Here is a 16694-nt window from a genome sequence, read left to right on the forward strand (position 1 = left end):
GCAGTACCGGCTGACGGGACCTATGGAACGCATCACCAACTATATAAAAGGCGTTACCCATGACCAATCTTCGTCCCCTGTATGCTTCAGCGCTTGCTATTGCCCTGGCCGGATGTGGCGAGCCGTCCAAGCTTGGCCCAGATGCCGCCTACGGCCCCAAGCCACAACTCCCCGAACCCAAGACCAGCCTTATTCCCCTGGTCAACGTAGCGCCCGCCACCGGCTGGCCGGAAGGTGGTAAACCCACTGCTGCCCAGGGCCTTCAAGTCAACGCCTTTGCCACCGGCCTTGATCATCCCCGTTGGATCTATGTATTGCCCAACGGTGACGTTCTAGTCGCCGAATCGAACAAGCCCACACAAGAGCCGGCGGGCTTCAATATCCGCAAGCAGGTTCAGGGCATGATGATGAGCAAGGCCGGAGCCGGCGTGCCCAGCGCCAACCGCATCACCCTGCTGCGCGATGCTGACCACGATGGCGTGGCCGAAACCCGGACGACTTTTCTGGAGGGCCTGCACTCGCCCTTTGGCATGACCCTGGTCGGCAATGACTTCTACGTGGCCAATGCCGATGCGCTGGTGCGCTTCCCTTACAAGGAAGGCGATACGACCATCCAGGATAAGGGCACCAAGGTGGTCGACCTGCCTGCCGGCATCAACCACCACTGGACAAAGAACGTGATCGCAAGTCCCGATGGAAGCAAGCTGTACATCACCGTTGGCTCCAACAGCAACGTCGGTGAGAACGGCATGGACATTGAGGAAGGCCGTGCGGCCATCTGGGAGCTGGACCGCGCCACCAGCAAAATGCGGCTGTACGGCACAGGTCTGCGTAATCCCAACGGCATGGATTGGGAGCCGCAAACCGGCAAGCTCTGGACAACAGTAAACGAGCGTGACGAGATTGGCAGTGACCTCGTACCTGACTATGCCACCTCGGTTCAGGACGGCGGTTTCTATGGCTGGCCCTACAGCTATTACGGCCAGCATGTGGACGAGCGCATCAAACCGCAGCGCCCGGACCTGGTCGCCAAGGCCATCGTGCCAGACTATGCTCTTGGCACGCATACCGCCTCGCTGGGCCTGACATTCTCCAAGGGCGAGGCCTTGCCGGAGCAGTACCGTTATGGGATGTTCATCGGCCAGCACGGCTCTTGGAACCGCAAACCCAAGAGCGGCTACAAGGTAGTCTTTATCCCCTTCCAGGACGGCAAACCCAACGGTGCCCCCCAGGATGTACTGACCGGCTTTTTGAATCAGAAGGAAGAAGCCCAGGGCCGCCCGGTTGGGGTCATCAATGACAAGCAGGGTGATCTGCTGGTTGCGGATGATGTGGGTAACGTTATCTGGCGAGTAACCGCGGCCAAGTAAGTAGGCCACCGTGCCTGGGCTGCTCTAAGCAGCCCAGGCACTTGCCTTAATGCTTTTCCAAACGGGCAATGGCTATAAAAACCGCAGCGGCTGTCACCACACCCCATAGGGCAGGTCCTATGGTTGGAACAGGACGCAACAGGAAGAAACCTGCTACAGCAACCGCCAAGGCAATCAGAAGCCCTGGGCCGAAACCTCTGGTGATCTTGAAGGCGTTACGGCATGCCTTGCAATACCGAGCACCGCCGGGCTTGGCAGGCCCCAGGATTGCAGGTGAGAAGAAACTGATGGAGGCGGAGCAATGCGGGCATTTCATGGGCAATTCCTTATGCTAGACGTCGATTTCACGGGCCAGCATAACGTCTTCCAAACCTGTCCCTTGTGCTATGGTCGGCACGTCTGAACAGGCTTTACCGTCACGTAGCTGAAACATGAAACGGAGCGCACTCCAAAGGCGCCCACTATCCTCTGCGTTGTCACTCAAGCGCTAATCGCTTGTTCATCAATAGAGTCGGGCTAGGGCTTCAGGAAGACAGGAAAACAGGAAGACAGGAAGACAGGGATGAAGATCATACTTATGCGACATGGACAGCCAACATTGAAACCATGTCCAGGCAAAGTCTCGCCCTCTGATATGCACCGTTGGATCAGTGATTACAACCTGTCCGAGGTCATGGATTATCCTGCTCCGCCAACAACGCGTGAGCTGACAACTCAGGCGAAATATATCATCAGCAGCACAATGCCCAGGGCACTGACTTCACTCGACAGGCTAGGGCTGAAACCCTTTCAAACCGATACGCTATTTAGCGAAGCGGAGCTTCCTTTCCTGCACTGGCCTGGCCCCAGGCTTTCTCCTCTTACGTGGGATTTGTTTTTCGAATGCTTTGGCTCTGCGGTTATTCACATGGCGTCGAGTCGTTTTCAGAAGCACGCAAGCGGGCCCAGCGAGCTGCTCAGCGACTCATCTCGCTGGCCGAAGAAGGGACGGTACTGTTGCTGGGTCATGGCATCATGAACCGCCTTATTGCCAGGCAATTACTCGCTCACGGCTGGAAGAGCGAGACGCGCCATGGGAATAAATATTGGAGCGCCTCGTCCTATATGCTGCCTGCCAGGGCCTCGCAGGATTAGTGTTCACTGCTGCCCTTTTGCATAAAGCGCTACAGGCGAAAGCAGCCTTGCATGAACCCCAAGAGCGGCTTGTACTTATCAGGAAGCCCCTAATGCCTCCTCTAATTGCTGCAGGTTGAAGGGCTTGGGCAGTGACATTGATTGTATATTTGCGGATACAGTCCCTTCCCCTGACATGAAAATGACTCGCAGCCCAGGTTGCTGGCGTACAGCTTCATACGCAAGATCGATTCCGGACATACCCGGCAAGTTGACGTCTGCCAGCAGGATGTCAAACTTCAATCGTCCCAAGACCTCAAGTGCTTTTTCAGCAGTTTCACAACCTTTGGCGGTGTACCCCAGCATTTCGACCATCTCACAGGTCATGGAAAGCAGGTCGGTCTGGTCGTCCAGTATCAAAACCTGCTGTGTACCGACAGCTTTTTCGATAGGCGCAGGCACCAGAACGTTTTCATCTATCCGTACCGGCTTATGGCTGGCCAGTAGCTGTCTAATCTTGCGTGCCAGATCATGCAGCCGATAGGGCTTGCTCAACAGCTCGACACCGGGATCAAGCCGCCCTCCGTGAACGATGGCGTTCTGGGTGTAGCCTGACGTATACAGCACGGCAATGTCAGGCAACAACTGCTTGGCCTGACGTGCAAGCTCAGGGCTGCGCAGAGGACCTGGCATTACAACATCGGTAAACAGCAGATCGATATGCAGCCCGCTCTGCAAAATGCTGAGCGCACTTTGTGCATCATTGGCGCGTAGTACCTTGTAGCCAAGCCCGCTTAGCAGGTCGATGACCGTGGCTTGAACAGCCAGATCGTCCTCAACCACCAGAATCGTTTCATCGCCGCCGATAACCGTGCCGCCAACCGCTGCAGGCGAAGCAATCTCGATCTCATGAGTCCGGGGCAGGTATAGCTTGATTGTCGTGCCACTGCCCAGCTCGCTGTAAATGCGGATATGACCACCACTCTGCTTGGCAAAGCCATACGCCATACTCAAGCCCAGTCCGGTTCCCTGGCCCTCAGGTTTGGTCGTGAAGAAAGGCTCGAAGGCATGCTCCATCACATCAGGCGACATGCCTGATCCCGTATCGGATACCGCCAGCATGACGTACTGCCCTGGCGCAACGTCAGCCTGTGACTGGGCGTAATGGTCATCCAGCATGGCATTACTGAGTTCGAGAGTAAGCCTGCCATCGCCTTGCATGGCGTCACGGGCATTAATGGCTAGATTGAGAATGACATTTTCCAGCTGATTAGGGTCGACCATGGTCGTCCACAAACCGCCCGCAATGATTGTCTCGATCTGAACGCTCTCTCCCAGGGCGCGGCGAAGCAGGTCGTCCATGCTGCGCAGCAAGCGGCTCAGATTGGTCGGAACAGGCTTTAGTGGCTGTCGACGTGCGAAGGCCAATAGCTGCGAGGATAGTTTTGCGCCACGACTAACGGCCGCTACGGCTGCATCCAGCTTGGCCATGCCGCTGCTACTGTTTCCTAATGCAGGTCTTAATAGCTCAAGATTGCCTTCGATAATCTGAAGGACGTTATTAAAGTCATGGGCAACGCCGCCGGTCAGCTTGCCGATCGCCTCAAGCTTCTGGGATTGATGCAGCGCCAGCTGGCTCCGTTCCAGTTCCCGGGTACGCTCCTCTACCAGCATCTGCAGGTTTTCCCGGGAACGTTGCAATTCCTCCTGGGCGAGCTTTTGAGCCGTAACGTCATGTCCTTGGAAGAAGATGCCGCTTACCAGCCCGTTCTCAGCAATGACCGGCTGGAAAACAAAATCGATGTAACGTGTTTCTGCCGGTGCATCCGGCACACGTTGCACATAGACCGCCATGCTACGCCCCGTGTGGGGTCGCTTGGTGGAATACACCCGATCCAGCCACTCCAAGAGGGCTTGATCCTTGAGTCGAGGAAACGCCTCCGAAGCGGGTTTGCCGATGATATCGCGATGACCAACCAGTTGATAAAAAGCCCGGTTAGCCAGTTCAACCAGATGCTGCGGGCCTTGGGTGACTATTACAAACCCCGGCGCCTGTTCGAACAGCTGTTGTAAATGCTGCCGTTCCTGTCGGATGACGCGTCCAAATTCCTCATGGGCCAGTCGCTCAGCGACCAGTGCCGAAACATCACGAATGGTTACTGATACGCCAATCAGCGTACCTGACTCATCGCGAACACCCGACAGCATCACTTCCAGAACGGCTTCGGCATCACATACCATGCAGTGATACTCGATCACATGCATCTTTTTGCCTGCCATCACCTGCTCAACTGACTCGTCCAATACGGGTGCCCAAAATGGCAGAGCTCGGATATTACGGCCTACCGTCTCGTCGGCACTTAGACCAAACAGCTCTTCAGCACCTGCGCTCCAATACAGTACATCCAGCCGCACATCGACACCGATGATGGCTTCCTGCGCCGCATTGATGAAATTAGCTAGGTAATAATCAGCAGCTCGCAGGCGACGATACTCATGATCGTCTACGGATCGCGTAGCACTTAGGCTGACATTGGCCTGATCCAGAGTAGTACGCAGCTTGATTCGACGCCGCGCTCGACTGGCGGCCTGGGCGGCCTGAAGGGCAAGCGTCCCTGGAACCAGCTCGGCAATGGACCAGTGTGATCCCAGCATGGGTGCCAGCCCCAGGTTTTTCCTAAACGCATCACCTTGTTCAGGTGCACGAACAAAAATCAGCTCGCACTGAGACCAGACAGCTCTCACTGCCTTGGCCACTGCAGCCGGTTTAATGAGCGACGGCATAAGAATGACAACAGCGGGCTCATCGCTTGCGATAAGCCCGTTTGAAACGTCTGTATCCAGGCAGTAACGAACGTCTAATGCCTGCGATTGGAGCGCCGCGCCAAGCATGGACAACTCATTACCAGCACGGGGTTCGTCTGGCGCAATGATGACAGCGGTCTGAAATATCACAACAGGTACTCAAAGCAAGGGAAGACCGAGCAGACTTCTGCCCGTCCATAATTTCAAAAGATCCGTCGTGGGTGACATGACATGGCTGGCGCGGGCATCACGGAGCATCTGAGACACTCGGCTGTTCTCCCGATAAGCCGCGCCGCCGCAGATGGTCATCGCTTCGTTAGCCAGCATAACAGCGGTATCACCTGCATCCGCCTTGCAGGCCAGGATGAAAGGCAGGGCATTCGGGTCTCCCAGATCGCCTAATCGGGCCGCCTCGCGAACCAGTGATCGGGTCTTTTCCAAAGCAATCCACATGCTGCCATAGCGACTCTGCAAGGTTTCGATATCCCGCAGCGTTTCACCTGAATGCGCATAACTGCGCGTACGCAAGTGCTCACCGGCCGCATCCAACGCGGATTGAGCGATACCCAGATAGGTACCCGCCATGGCCATCAGAAAAAACGGGGCAACCACTTCGAAGACGTACCACACCTGATCACCTGGCTCACCCAGAAGATTTTTGGCAGGCACACGCACGTTGTTCAACCCTAACGCTCGAGAAGAATTGCCACGCATTCCAAAACCGTTCCAGGGCGCCTGCCACTCCAGGCCTTGCGCAGTGCTGTCCACGATCAAACAGCTGAAATCGCCTTCCTCGTTATCTTCCTCGCTTGCCACTGTAGAAACTACGTACGAATCGGCATGACCACCATTGGTGACAAACTGCTTAATGCCATTCACAACAAACTCATCGCCAACCGTGGCGATCTGAGTTGCAGGCAGATAAAAATGAGCGCCTGAGCCACTTTCAGAAAGCGCTAAGGTTGTGAGGTGACGACCGGCAGCAATCGCCTCCAGATAATGCTCTTTCTGATATGAAGTGGCTTTGGCCGCAATGACAGCGGTCCCGACACAGTGCATACCAAAACAAAGCGCAGAAGAAGGACACGCCTTACCAATGGTTTCAGTAATCACGCTTAAGGCCAGGAGCCCCTGACCGTGGCCACCCTGGGCCACAGGAACCTGGAGGCCCATGAGGCCAGCTTCGGACAAGGCGTCTATCGAATGAGCAGGCCATAAGCAATTCTGGTCCACCTGACTCGCAAGCGGAGCAATAGCCTGATCAACAACCTCTTCAACGGTTGATTTCAGGGCGGTGAGCTTAGACGACAAATGATAATCCATCGCTTGTATCACCTTTAAAAGAGACAAGTAGCCATCATGCCTGAATTCAAGCCTCAGCGATCACTACTTCATACTGAGTAATAAGTGATGGGATAGTGCCCCAGTGGCTACCCTGACCACCTTTTATGCTTGAAAACAGACGCTTCGTTATCCATTTCGTCGAAACGACGAAAAAGCCCCTTAATAAAAGACGCTTTGCGCCTTATGCCCAACAGTACGCCTCCCTAAGCTGATGCCATCTCCACACAACAACAAGGAATGGTCATGAACATCACGCTTCTCGGGGCTGGCCATATTGGCTACACCATCAGTCAACTGCTGCAGGACTCCGGGGATTACCGGGTGATTGTGGCTGACCGTGATCCCAACGCCCTGGCGCGACTGGCCGCGCTGGGCATCGAGACACGGGAAGTGAGCCCGGACGGCAATGATCTAGAGCAGGTACTTGAAGGCAGCGACGCGGTACTCAACGCCCTGCCCTATCACATGGCCATTTCGGTAGCCCGTGCCGCCAAGACCACAGGCACCCATTATTTTGACCTGACCGAAGACGTCCATGCTACCAAGACGATCCGTGATCTGGCAGAGGACTCATCCACAGCCTTCATGCCGCAGTGTGGCCTGGCTCCTGGCTTTATCGGCATTGCAGCGCATACCCTGGCGTCGCGCTTCGACAGCGTGCGCGAGGTGAAGATGCGCGTAGGTGCATTGCCCGAGTTTCCCACCAACTCACTCAAGTACAACCTGACCTGGAGCGTGGACGGGCTGATCAACGAATACTGCCACCCCTGTGAGGCGGTTCGTCACGGCACGCTGAACCTCGTGCAGCCACTGGAAGGCTTGGAGCATTTCTCGCTGGACGGCGTGGAATACGAGGCCTTCAACACCTCGGGCGGCCTGGGCACCTTATGTGAAACCTGGAGTGGTCGCGTCGAAACCCTGGATTACAAAACCGTCCGCTATCCAGGCCATCGGGACTTGATGAAATTCCTGCTTGAAGAGCTGCGTCTGGCAGGTGATCAGGAAACGCTGAAACGCATCATGCGCGACTCGGTGCCCACGACGATGCAGGACGTGGTACTGGTCTTCGTGACCGTGAACGGCATGCGCGACGGCAAACTGGTGCAGGAGGTATTCAGCCGCAAGATCTTTGCGGCCGAACAGCGAGGCAAGCTGACCAGTGCCATTCAAATCACCACAGCGGCCGGTATCTGTACCGCACTGGATCTGTTCCGCGAGAAGAAACTGCCGCAGTCAGGCTTTATCCGCCAGGAAGAAATCGACCTGAACGTCTTTTTAAGCAACCGCTTCGGCCGCGTTTACGGCGAACCGGCCTAAGCCTCTGCCGCCATGGGCCGTCGGCTACCGGGACGGCTCACTGCGGCGGTCGATCTTGCGGGTCAGAATGATGGAGGTCTGGGTCTGCTTGACCCCATCAATAGCACCGATCCGATCGAGCAGCTCATCGAGCTGCTCATGCCGTTCACAGCAGATAAAGGCCAGGTAATCGAACGCGCCGCTCACGGCCGACACCTCCTCTACTTCCGGCATCGAGGCCAGTGCCTTGATCACCTGCGCCGCGCTCCGGGGCAATACGCTGATGCTGCAATAGGCCCTGACCGCACCCGCCTCCACCGAGGCCCCCAAGCGCACGCCATAACCTGCGATTACACCCTCGCGCTCTAGCCGGGCCAGCCGTGAAACCACTGTCGTCCTCGCCAGATTGAGCTTGCGGGCCAGCGTGGCCGTAGACTCGCGGGCGTTGGCCTGAAGCAGACGGATCAGTTGCCAATCGGTAGCATCGACTTTCGGATACATGAAGAACACGCGCCAGGGTTCGGAAAAGCGGAGCCTAGGAGGCTCTGCAGCCAGCGTCAATGCCCGGCTCCGCTTAACCCCGGTCTTATACTCTGCGCCTCTTCGCGACCCGGCCACCGAATGGTTGTCAGCGGCTCGCCCAGCAATAGACGATCACCCAGATGCCCAGGCCGGTGCCAGGTAGAACCACATCATTACGCGAGACGCCGCTACCAGCGCCGCGCTGCCGCCAGAGCACCGGCAAGACAACCAGCTCAGTCCCCACAGGGACCGCCAATGATTAAAACGGCTTCGGGTGCAAACGGCTTAGTCATCCTCTTAGCTCTTGGCGACAATGACCGGGATGCCCATGACCTCAGGCACGTCCTAGTCGACTTACCACGCAGGGGCACGAGCAAGGCTGGTGCCAGAAAGGTGAAAAATACCGTAAAGGAGGGGATGCAGACATGCGCCAGGAGTAGGCAATACCGCACCAGATACATGCAGCCATGCATTTAAAAAATGGCAGCCTTCCTTGGCTACCCAACGTCCGGAGTGAGCGCAGGTCAGAGGTGGAGCTCTCTACCTGCGCTCGTTAAGCGCGCCGGATCACGCGGTACGGCTTACGCCGAGAGAAAACGTCTTGGAAGGTTTGTTGCAGTAGTAGATACCCAGCAGAACCAGACCCCCGCCCACAATCATCAAAGGGGTGAGCTGCTCGCCCAGAATCACCACGCCCATCAGGACAGCAGACACCGGATTCAGGGCTATGAAGACACCCGACTGGGTAGCCCCGATCCGCTTGATGCCGTCGTAGTACCAGATATACGCCAATGCCGAGCCAATTACGCCTAGATAAGCCAAGCTGAAGCACTGAGCCTTGGTCAGGCTGGCAACAACGCCCCAGTTCAGATCACCCGTGCCGATCGACACACATAGCAGCAGTACCGTCCCGCACAATACCGAGAAGGTCACGGTATGCAGCGGGCCGATCTCGCGAACCAGAGGCCGCGAAAACACGCTGTAGATCACCCAGCTGACCACACAGCCAAAGATCACAAGATTACCCAACCAGCTACCGCCTGCGGCTTCAAGCACCGAGGCGTCTTTGCTGACGATGACCGTTGCGGCGCCCAGGATGCAGGCCGCAATGCCACCGGTCTTGACCAGCCCCAACCGCTCGCGATCAACAAAGAAGGTCGTCAACGCAATCATGGCTGGATTCAGTGCCACAATCAGTGAGGCCTGTGAGGCGCTGATTAGGTGCAACCCGTAAAAAAAGCACAGGTTGTACGTGAAGATGCCAAAGAACCCGAGCCAGAAAAGATGAATCACCTGTTTCACGCTGAGCCTGACAAACAGGCGTCGGGTGACTGCCAGCACAAGCACCAGGGTGAGGCTGGCCAGCAGAAAGCGCAGGCCGGCAGATGCCAGCGGCGGCACCCCAGCTGACAGGTAACGCCCGGCCACGAAGGTTCCACCCCAGATCACCGAGACCGCCGTCAGTTTCATGTACACCAGGAGCTTGTCATCTGGCTGCGCCAGGGCTGTTGCGTCCGACATTCAAATCACCTTTGCCTACATCAACATCAGTCGCTCAAGCTCGGCTTGAGACTGTACGTGGGCCTTGCAGAAGTTCAGGGTCAGGTCGAGCAGCTCCCGTTGCGCACGACTGCCGCCCAGGCTCGTCCATTGATGTCGACTGGCGGTAAGAAGGTAATAACACTCCTCGTAGTGGCCTCGGGCGAACAGAGCAATGGCCCTAATAATGTCCAGACCGGCGAGATGCGCGTCAGGCTCGATACCAAAGCCGTCACTCTCGGCCATCATTTTCTCGATAAGCAGAGGCTGGTTGGCGCCGGCAAAGGCAAAGGCCGCGTGCATATTGTGAAAATGAGAGGTCGAGGTGGCGATGCTGCCAGACCAGAGAATGGCCAGCTCCTTCCAGACCTCATCAAATTCATGACTGTTGACATCCTCAAGCTTGAAGCGCCAGAGAAAGCCCACCGCATCTAGATCCTGCTTGGAAAAGCGGTCGTTCTTGAGCGCATAGAACTCCAGGAACGCCATCTTTGCCGCCGCGTGATTGCCCAGCTGCTTGTAGGTAATCGCAAGATGCCAGTACACGTGCATACGCATGCCCGGGTTGCGAATCCACTCTTCCTTGGAGTCTTCCAGGAAGTCCCGCAGCTCCACCCACATACCCTTTTCGTGCAAGGCATGGGCAACGGCGTGGATGCCGTAGATATTCGCGGAGCAGTACCGCACGGACTCCAGCCCCGTCGCCAGAGACTCATCGAATAGCCCGCACTCGCACAGCACGAATGACTTGATCGACAGGTAGAACGAGTACAGCGGATGCGATTCCTCCATGTACTCGTCACACAAGGCAAACAGCGGCTTCAGCTCGGCGGTTCGGCCGGTGCAGAAGTCCAGCATGTGAATAAAGAAAAGCGCCTGCACATCCGTGGGATACGCGTGAAGGTGTGCCTGAAAGAGCGAGCGTGCCCCAACGTAGTCGAATTCGACCCACTTGCGAAAGGCACGCACAATATTGATCAGCTCGGCAGGCATATCCTCCGAGATCGCATTGAGGTAACGGGCAAACTTGTAGATGTCCTTGAGTTCGCAGCCGGTAATGGCATCAAAGCCTTTGAGCAGCGAACGAAAGATGGCCTGGGTAGGCTCTTGGGCAATGACCGCCTCGGGCACGCCTTTAAGCGACAGGAACGGCACGTTGATTTCGGGCCATATGGACGAACAGCCGTCGGTTAGCAGACAGCCATTGAAACACCTGACATTAGCACTCATACCCGCCCCTCTATATCCCTATGCCGAGTAAGAAAAAGCTCTGGATAGCGTTAACCGGATAGCACCTGCTGTTGTCGCTCTTATCGTGCGTGGTGTCGGCTGCCGGTGCGTTACAGGGCAAGCCATCGCTCTATCCAAAGCGCCTATAACCCCATCAGGCAGTGCGCAGGACATGTTGTCATTGTGGGTAAGTCCTGAACGATGCGTATAATTCCACTAATCCTTACTCATAGAAAAATGAGTATTTACTCATGAGGCCAGCGAGGCGCCATGACCTTTACCCAGCTTGAAATCTTTGTGCTTGTGGCAGAGCTGAAAGGCTTCACCTCGGCAGCTTCGCGGCTGTCCATCACACAGTCGGCGGTGTCCCATGCGATCAAGGCGCTGGAGGCCGAGCTGGGTGTCGAGCTGATCAACCGGCACCAGTCGGCCCTGGAGCTGACTGCAGTAGGTGAGCGCCTCGTACTACGTGCCCGTGGCATTCTCGGGCTGGCCGAAACGATGCGGCAGGAGGCCGGCGATGCGCGCGGCATGAAGCGAGGCACGCTGCGCATCGGCTCCTTCGGCCCGACCTCTTCGGTCAAACTGCTGCCTGTCATTCTGGATGCCTATCGCCAGGCCTATCCGGGCATCGAGGTGCATATCGACGAAGGTCGGGACCGGGAGGTGGTCCAGTGGCTGCAGGATCGTCGTATCGACATCGGCTTTGTCGTCCTGCCCGATGAGCGCTTCGATACCTTCCCCATCGCCGAAGATCAGATGGTCGCCCTGGTGCCTACTCACCACGCGCTGGCCAGCAAAGCTGACGTCACGCTCAAGGAGCTTTGTCCCGATCCGTTCATCATGACCGAGGCCGGATCGGCACACCTGGTAGCGCACATGTTCAATGCCGCCAAGCTGGTGCCCAATACCCGCTACCACAGCACCCAGCTGCTCAGCACCTTGTCCATGGTCGAAAGGGGCGATGGTGTGACCATTCTGGCGGAGCTGGCGCTGCCGGCGGAACGCGGCCACGAGGGCTACGTGAAAAAGCCCCTGCGACCACGGGTCAAGCGCAGTGTCGGATTGGCCCTGCTCGATGAGCGTCAGGCGTCGCCCGCCACTCAGGCCTTTATCAAGATTGCCCAGAAACTCAAGCGCCAGGGCCTGCTTCGGTTTAATGCAGACGCCTGAACTGCCCTACAGGCATGCTCAACTGTCTGTAGGCGCCTGATACAACCGCGCAGCGAATCACCATCACATTTTCGCGGCCCACCCTGAACCAAATGACATTTGGCGCCTCTGTTTGAGCCACTTACTTAACCGGCCCAGCCCAAAGGCGCTGGGATGCACAGTGACGCTCCGTGCACTGTGTCAAAATAGCTCATACCTCAGGATTGGAAGACCGTCATGGATACACTTTCGGATTTGCGAGCTGGCAAGCTGGCTGGCGCGACACGACTGGACCTGTCGTGCGGACTCACGGAATTTCCCCGCGAGATCTTCGAACTGGCCGACTCCCTGGAGATTCTCAACCTCTCCGGCAACCAGCTCAGCCACTTGCCGGATGACCTGGGACGGTTCAAGAAACTGCGTATCCTGTTCTGCTCCGACAACCCGTTCACGCATCTGCCCGAAGTGCTGAGTGAATGCCCTCAGCTGAGCATGGTGGGCTTCAAGGCCAATCAGATCCGCCATGTGCCGGCAGCAGCGCTGTCACCTTCGCTACGCTGGCTGATTCTGACGAATAACCAGATCGAAACCCTGCCCGACTCATTGGGTCAGTGCAGCGGCATGCAAAAGCTTATGCTGGCAGGCAATCGCCTGCAGGCGCTTCCAGAAACCATGACCGACTGTCATAAGCTGGAACTGCTGCGCATCTCTTCCAACCGCTTTGCCGCCCTGCCGGACTGGCTGTTGTCGCTGCCGCGGCTGACCTGGCTTGCCTACGCCGACAATCCCCTGAGCGAGGCATGCGAAGCGGCCAACGTTTCTCCCAGCGCCCCCATCAACCGGATCGACTGGAAGGACCTTGCACTCCAGCACAAGCTGGGCGAAGGCGCCTCGGGCCTCATCTACCAGGCGGATTGGAAACAGCCTTCCGGCCCCTCAAAGACCGTGGCGGTCAAGCTGTTCAAGGGCAGCATGACCAGCGACGGTACACCTCAGAGCGAAATGGCCGCCTCGATTGCCGTAGGGGCACACCCGAACGTGATCGATGTGGAAGGTCAGGTCGTACATCACCCCGAGGGCACAGATGGGCTGGTCATGCAGCTGATCGACCCACAATTTCAAAACCTGGCCGGCCCGCCCAGCTTTGCCACCTGCACCCGCGATGTATACCCGGCAGACACGCGTTTTTCGCTGCCCGTCGCGCTGCGCATGGCACTCGGAATCGCCTCGGCCACCGAGCACCTGCATGAGCGCGGTATCGTGCATGGTGACCTGTACGCCCACAATATCCTGTGGACTGAACAGGGCGAGGTGCTACTGGGTGATTTTGGCGGCGCGTCCTTCCTGCCCACCGATAATCCGACGCAACAGAAGGCTTTGGAACGCCTTGAAACCCGCGCGTTTGGTTGCCTGCTGGAGGAGCTGTTGGAACGCTGTGAGCCTGCCGCGGGCGAAGAAGCGACCCATGCGGCGCTGTCTGACCTGCTCGCGAGTTGCCTGAGCACAGAAGTAATGTCCCGTCCAAGCCTAAGCGAGGTTCACGCGCAGCTGGCAGCACTCCAACAGCACCTGAATTAAGCAGAGAAAAGCCCTTCCCCGGTCAGGCAGGAAGGGCTTTGTACACCGGTTGGCCTTTACAGCCGGAACTGCTGCGCCAATCCATTAAGCGATACCGCCAGTTGCGACAAGTCATTCGAAGCAGCTGCCGTTTGATGGGCGCCAGAGCCTGTCTGCATGGACAGATCGCGAATGCTGACCAGGCTGCGGTCCACTTCCCGCGCCACCTGTGCCTGCTCTTCAGAAGCCGTGGCGATCAGGAGGTTGCGCTCGTTGATCTCGGCAATGGAGCTGTTGATCGTGGTCAGCGCCTCGCCTGCCGCTCGGGCAATGTCCAGGGTTCCGTGAGCGCGGCTGCTGCTCTGGGCCATGGACTGCACGGCTTTGTCCGTACCCGCCTGAATCGAGCCGATCATGCTCTCGATTTCACGGGTAGACTCCTGCGTCCGATGGGCCAAACCACGCACCTCATCGGCCACCACCGCAAACCCACGCCCGGCATCACCCGCACGCGCCGCCTCGATGGCAGCATTGAGTGCCAGCAGGTTGGTCTGCTCTGCCACTCCGCGGATCACGTCCAGCACCTTGCTGATATCCTGTGTCATGACGGCCAGACCCTGAACCTCTCCAGCCGTCGCTTCCACGCTGTCGTACAGCTCGTTGATGGCCTCAAGCGTTTGGGACACTTTCAGTTGCCCGGTCGTGGCCGCCTGGCTGGAACTCAACGCCGCCTCGGACGCTGACGCCGCGTTGCGAGCGACCTCATCTACCGCGGCGCTCATCTGGTTGACCGCCGTAGCCGCCTGCTCGATTTCATCATTCTGGCGCATCACACCACGGGTCGTTTCCTCAGTGACCGCGGACATCTCCTCGGAAGTTGATGCCAGCTGAGCCGACGAATCACTGATATGACCTAGTGTTTCACGCAGGTTCGACTGCATCACGGCCAATGCCTTGAGCAGACGGGCCGGTTCATCGTTACCATGGCTCTCAATCGCGACACTGAAATCCCGGTTGGCAATGCGCTGGGCAACCTGCAGGGACTGATGAATCGGTGCGACCAGGCTGTGCGTGAGTCGCCAGGCGAGCAGTACGGTAGCCAGCAACGCGGCCACTACGATGATGCCCGTCATCATCCGGGTGCTGCCATATACCTCATCGGCATGTAGCCCTGCATTGCTGGCCTTTACATCAGCTTCCTGTTTGAGCGTGGTGATAGCGTTCTTGACCGCCTCAGCGGCGGCAAACATCTCCCCGCTGGAAAGCGCCACAGCCTCCGTCAGCTTGCCGTTGGTCAACAGATCCAGATAGCGCTGATGGATACTGAGGTAATCGCTCAGGCCTTTGGAGAGCGCATTGAACGTGTCATGGCCTGCCTTGGTCACGATCACCTTGCCGAGTTGATCGACGTAACCCAGCAGCTCCGTACGGGCGATCTGGATATCTCTCAGAGCATCAGCCTTCTTGGATGCAGGATCGCTTTCCACACGCAGCCGGGAGTTATCCAGACGAATGCGCATCAGGGTCGTATCGATCTGGCCGAGCACCTTGAGCGTTGGCAGGACATTGAGTTCGACCATTTTTTCCGCTTCATTCATCGAAGCGGATTGTTTGAGTGAATAGACGCCTTGAAAGAGAATAAGCAAGGCAAAGAGCGCAAAACAGATCGCGGAGCGCGGCGCGATATTCAATGAACGAAAGCCCATAAAGCACCTGAAATAGATTGTTACTATTGGGCTTATCGCTGCATTGACGGGCAACTTTAATTACCCGGCTAGCCATTAGTCGGACAATCAACTACCACTTGAAACCAAACAATCTGCGAGGTGTGTCCCAGAGCACTTGCCGCCTTGCACCCGGACTTGGGATCAGATTCTCGATCAGCTTGAGGAGCAGTCCGTAGTCGATTCGCTCCGGTGAATTCAGAAAAGGCCAGTCCGACCCCCACAGGCAGGCCTCGGGGCCGAAGGTTTCGAGAAGCGCCTGGACGTAGGAATGGGTATCAACGTAGGGATAGGCCTCGGCGGAAAACTGCGAAAGCCCTGATAGCTTGACGTACACACGCCCAGTTCCTGCCAGCGACAGCAGACTCTGGAATCCGGGTTGCGCGATGCCTGCCGTCACATCAGGTCTGCCACAATGATCAATGATGAGCCGGGTCCGGGTGCGCTCGATCAATGGCATCAGTTCGCTTAGCTGCGCCTTTTCGACGTGCAGCTGGGCCAGCATCTCCAGCTCAGCCAACTGATTGAATAGCTCTTCCGCTTTCAGGCAGGCCGACACACCATTCGTGACCACATCGAGTAGGACGCCTGCTACACTGGCCTCCTTGAGCCGCTTGAGCTCTCGGGTACTCGTGCGAGGCCCGACCACGGCAATGCCCTTCCAACGACCAAACCCCAGGGCAAGCCCATCGAGCAGGCAGCGGTTGTTCTCGCCATAAATGGCCGGTGGCGTGACTACAACGGCGTGACGTACGCCATAGGCATTGAAGACATGCTGGAGTTGCGTCGAGGTCCCTACTTCCTGAGCGACGGGGGTATACACAGCATTATCGGCAATGGGAAAACGGGCGGGCTCTAGCAGGTGGGTATGGCAGTCGATCTTATACTCGCCGTAAATGCTCACTGCGGCTCCTTTTCGGTGGCGTGGCGTGCGGTCTGATAAGTCAGGGGTGGAGGCAGGATAGTCTACCGGGAAGCATTACCCGTCAGGCCGGCCGTACTCGTATAGCTAAGACTGACGAACCCTCAAGCGGTTCAGGAC

13 protein-coding genes and 2 pseudogenes are annotated in these 16694 nt (G+C 57.3%); 5 read left to right on the top strand and 10 right to left on the bottom strand.

From position 1 onward, the window contains the following. Positions 1-59: 59 nt before the first annotated feature. Positions 60-1370 (top strand): PQQ-dependent sugar dehydrogenase, encoded by a 1311-nt coding sequence (locus tag JQR90_RS17955; protein ID WP_434140195.1) that lies wholly within the window; start codon positions 60-62, stop codon positions 1368-1370. Positions 1371-1416: 46 nt separating this feature from the next. Here JQR90_RS17955 and JQR90_RS17960 read toward each other — a convergent pair whose 3' ends face one another. Beyond that, on the bottom strand, positions 1417-1686 hold the full coding sequence (locus JQR90_RS17960) for a hypothetical protein (RefSeq protein ID WP_019365500.1): 270 nt from the start codon (positions 1684-1686) through the stop codon (positions 1417-1419). 261 nt (positions 1687-1947) lie between these two features. Here JQR90_RS17960 and JQR90_RS17965 point away from each other — a divergent pair. Continuing rightward, a pseudogene (locus tag JQR90_RS17965) lies at positions 1948-2504 on the top strand (histidine phosphatase family protein). 78 nt (positions 2505-2582) lie between these two features. On the opposite strand, the gene JQR90_RS17970 reads toward JQR90_RS17965, so the two are convergent. Both JQR90_RS17970 and JQR90_RS17975 read right to left on the bottom strand, forming a co-directional pair. Continuing rightward, the gene (locus tag JQR90_RS17970) at positions 2583-5438 is read right to left on the bottom strand and encodes a response regulator (RefSeq protein WP_073449803.1); all 2856 of its coding nucleotides are present in this window, start codon (positions 5436-5438) and stop codon (positions 2583-2585) included. Between the two features lie 9 nt (positions 5439-5447). Continuing rightward, positions 5448-6611 (bottom strand): acyl-CoA dehydrogenase family protein, encoded by a 1164-nt coding sequence (locus JQR90_RS17975; RefSeq protein ID WP_010796050.1) that lies wholly within the window; start codon positions 6609-6611, stop codon positions 5448-5450. Positions 6612-6875: 264 nt separating this feature from the next. Between JQR90_RS17975 and JQR90_RS17980 the strand changes: the two genes are divergently transcribed. Continuing rightward, on the top strand, positions 6876-7949 hold the full coding sequence (locus JQR90_RS17980; RefSeq protein ID WP_010796051.1) for a saccharopine dehydrogenase family protein: 1074 nt from the start codon (positions 6876-6878) through the stop codon (positions 7947-7949). A gap of 24 nt (positions 7950-7973) precedes the next feature. Here JQR90_RS17980 and JQR90_RS17985 read toward each other — a convergent pair whose 3' ends face one another. The 4 genes from JQR90_RS17985 to JQR90_RS18000 form a co-directional block, all read right to left on the bottom strand. After that, positions 7974-8429, bottom strand: a complete 456-nt coding sequence (locus tag JQR90_RS17985; protein WP_026003906.1) for an Lrp/AsnC family transcriptional regulator — start codon at positions 8427-8429, stop codon at positions 7974-7976. Positions 8430-8556: 127 nt separating this feature from the next. Then, complete coding sequence (locus tag JQR90_RS17990; protein WP_156913090.1) at positions 8557-8694, bottom strand: hypothetical protein; 138 nt, start codon at positions 8692-8694, stop codon at positions 8557-8559. Between the two features lie 323 nt (positions 8695-9017). After that, positions 9018-9971, bottom strand: a complete 954-nt coding sequence (locus tag JQR90_RS17995; RefSeq protein ID WP_434140196.1) for a DMT family transporter — start codon at positions 9969-9971, stop codon at positions 9018-9020. Positions 9972-9986: 15 nt separating this feature from the next. After that, positions 9987-11219 (bottom strand): tetratricopeptide repeat protein, encoded by a 1233-nt coding sequence (locus JQR90_RS18000; protein ID WP_219651662.1) that lies wholly within the window; start codon positions 11217-11219, stop codon positions 9987-9989. A gap of 270 nt (positions 11220-11489) precedes the next feature. On the opposite strand from JQR90_RS18000, the gene JQR90_RS18005 reads away from it, so the two are divergent. Together JQR90_RS18005 and JQR90_RS18010 are read left to right on the top strand one after the other, a co-directional pair. Next, the gene (locus JQR90_RS18005; protein ID WP_074826996.1) at positions 11490-12392 is read left to right on the top strand and encodes a LysR family transcriptional regulator; all 903 of its coding nucleotides are present in this window, start codon (positions 11490-11492) and stop codon (positions 12390-12392) included. A 216-nt stretch (positions 12393-12608) separates the two neighbouring features. Then, positions 12609-13949, top strand: a complete 1341-nt coding sequence (locus tag JQR90_RS18010) for a leucine-rich repeat-containing protein kinase family protein (RefSeq protein WP_219651664.1) — start codon at positions 12609-12611, stop codon at positions 13947-13949. Between the two features lie 56 nt (positions 13950-14005). On the opposite strand, the gene JQR90_RS18015 is transcribed toward JQR90_RS18010, so the two are convergent. The 3 genes and pseudogenes from JQR90_RS18015 to JQR90_RS18025 form a co-directional block, all read right to left on the bottom strand. Next, positions 14006-14869: a methyl-accepting chemotaxis protein gene (locus tag JQR90_RS18015; protein ID WP_434140791.1), complete on the bottom strand. Its 864-nt coding sequence runs from the start codon at positions 14867-14869 to the stop codon at positions 14006-14008. A gap of 39 nt (positions 14870-14908) precedes the next feature. Next, positions 14909-15634 (bottom strand): annotated as a pseudogene (locus JQR90_RS18020) (MCP four helix bundle domain-containing protein); the annotation flags it as partial. A 91-nt stretch (positions 15635-15725) separates the two neighbouring features. Continuing rightward, positions 15726-16556, bottom strand: coding sequence for an amidohydrolase family protein (locus JQR90_RS18025; RefSeq protein ID WP_434140197.1), 831 nt, complete (start codon positions 16554-16556; stop codon positions 15726-15728). Positions 16557-16694 lie beyond the last annotated feature (138 nt).

The organism is Pseudomonas sp. JZ114 (assembly GCF_051027705.1).
In the GTDB taxonomy this organism is placed as follows: Bacteria; Pseudomonadota; Gammaproteobacteria; order Pseudomonadales; family Pseudomonadaceae; genus Chryseomonas; species Chryseomonas luteola.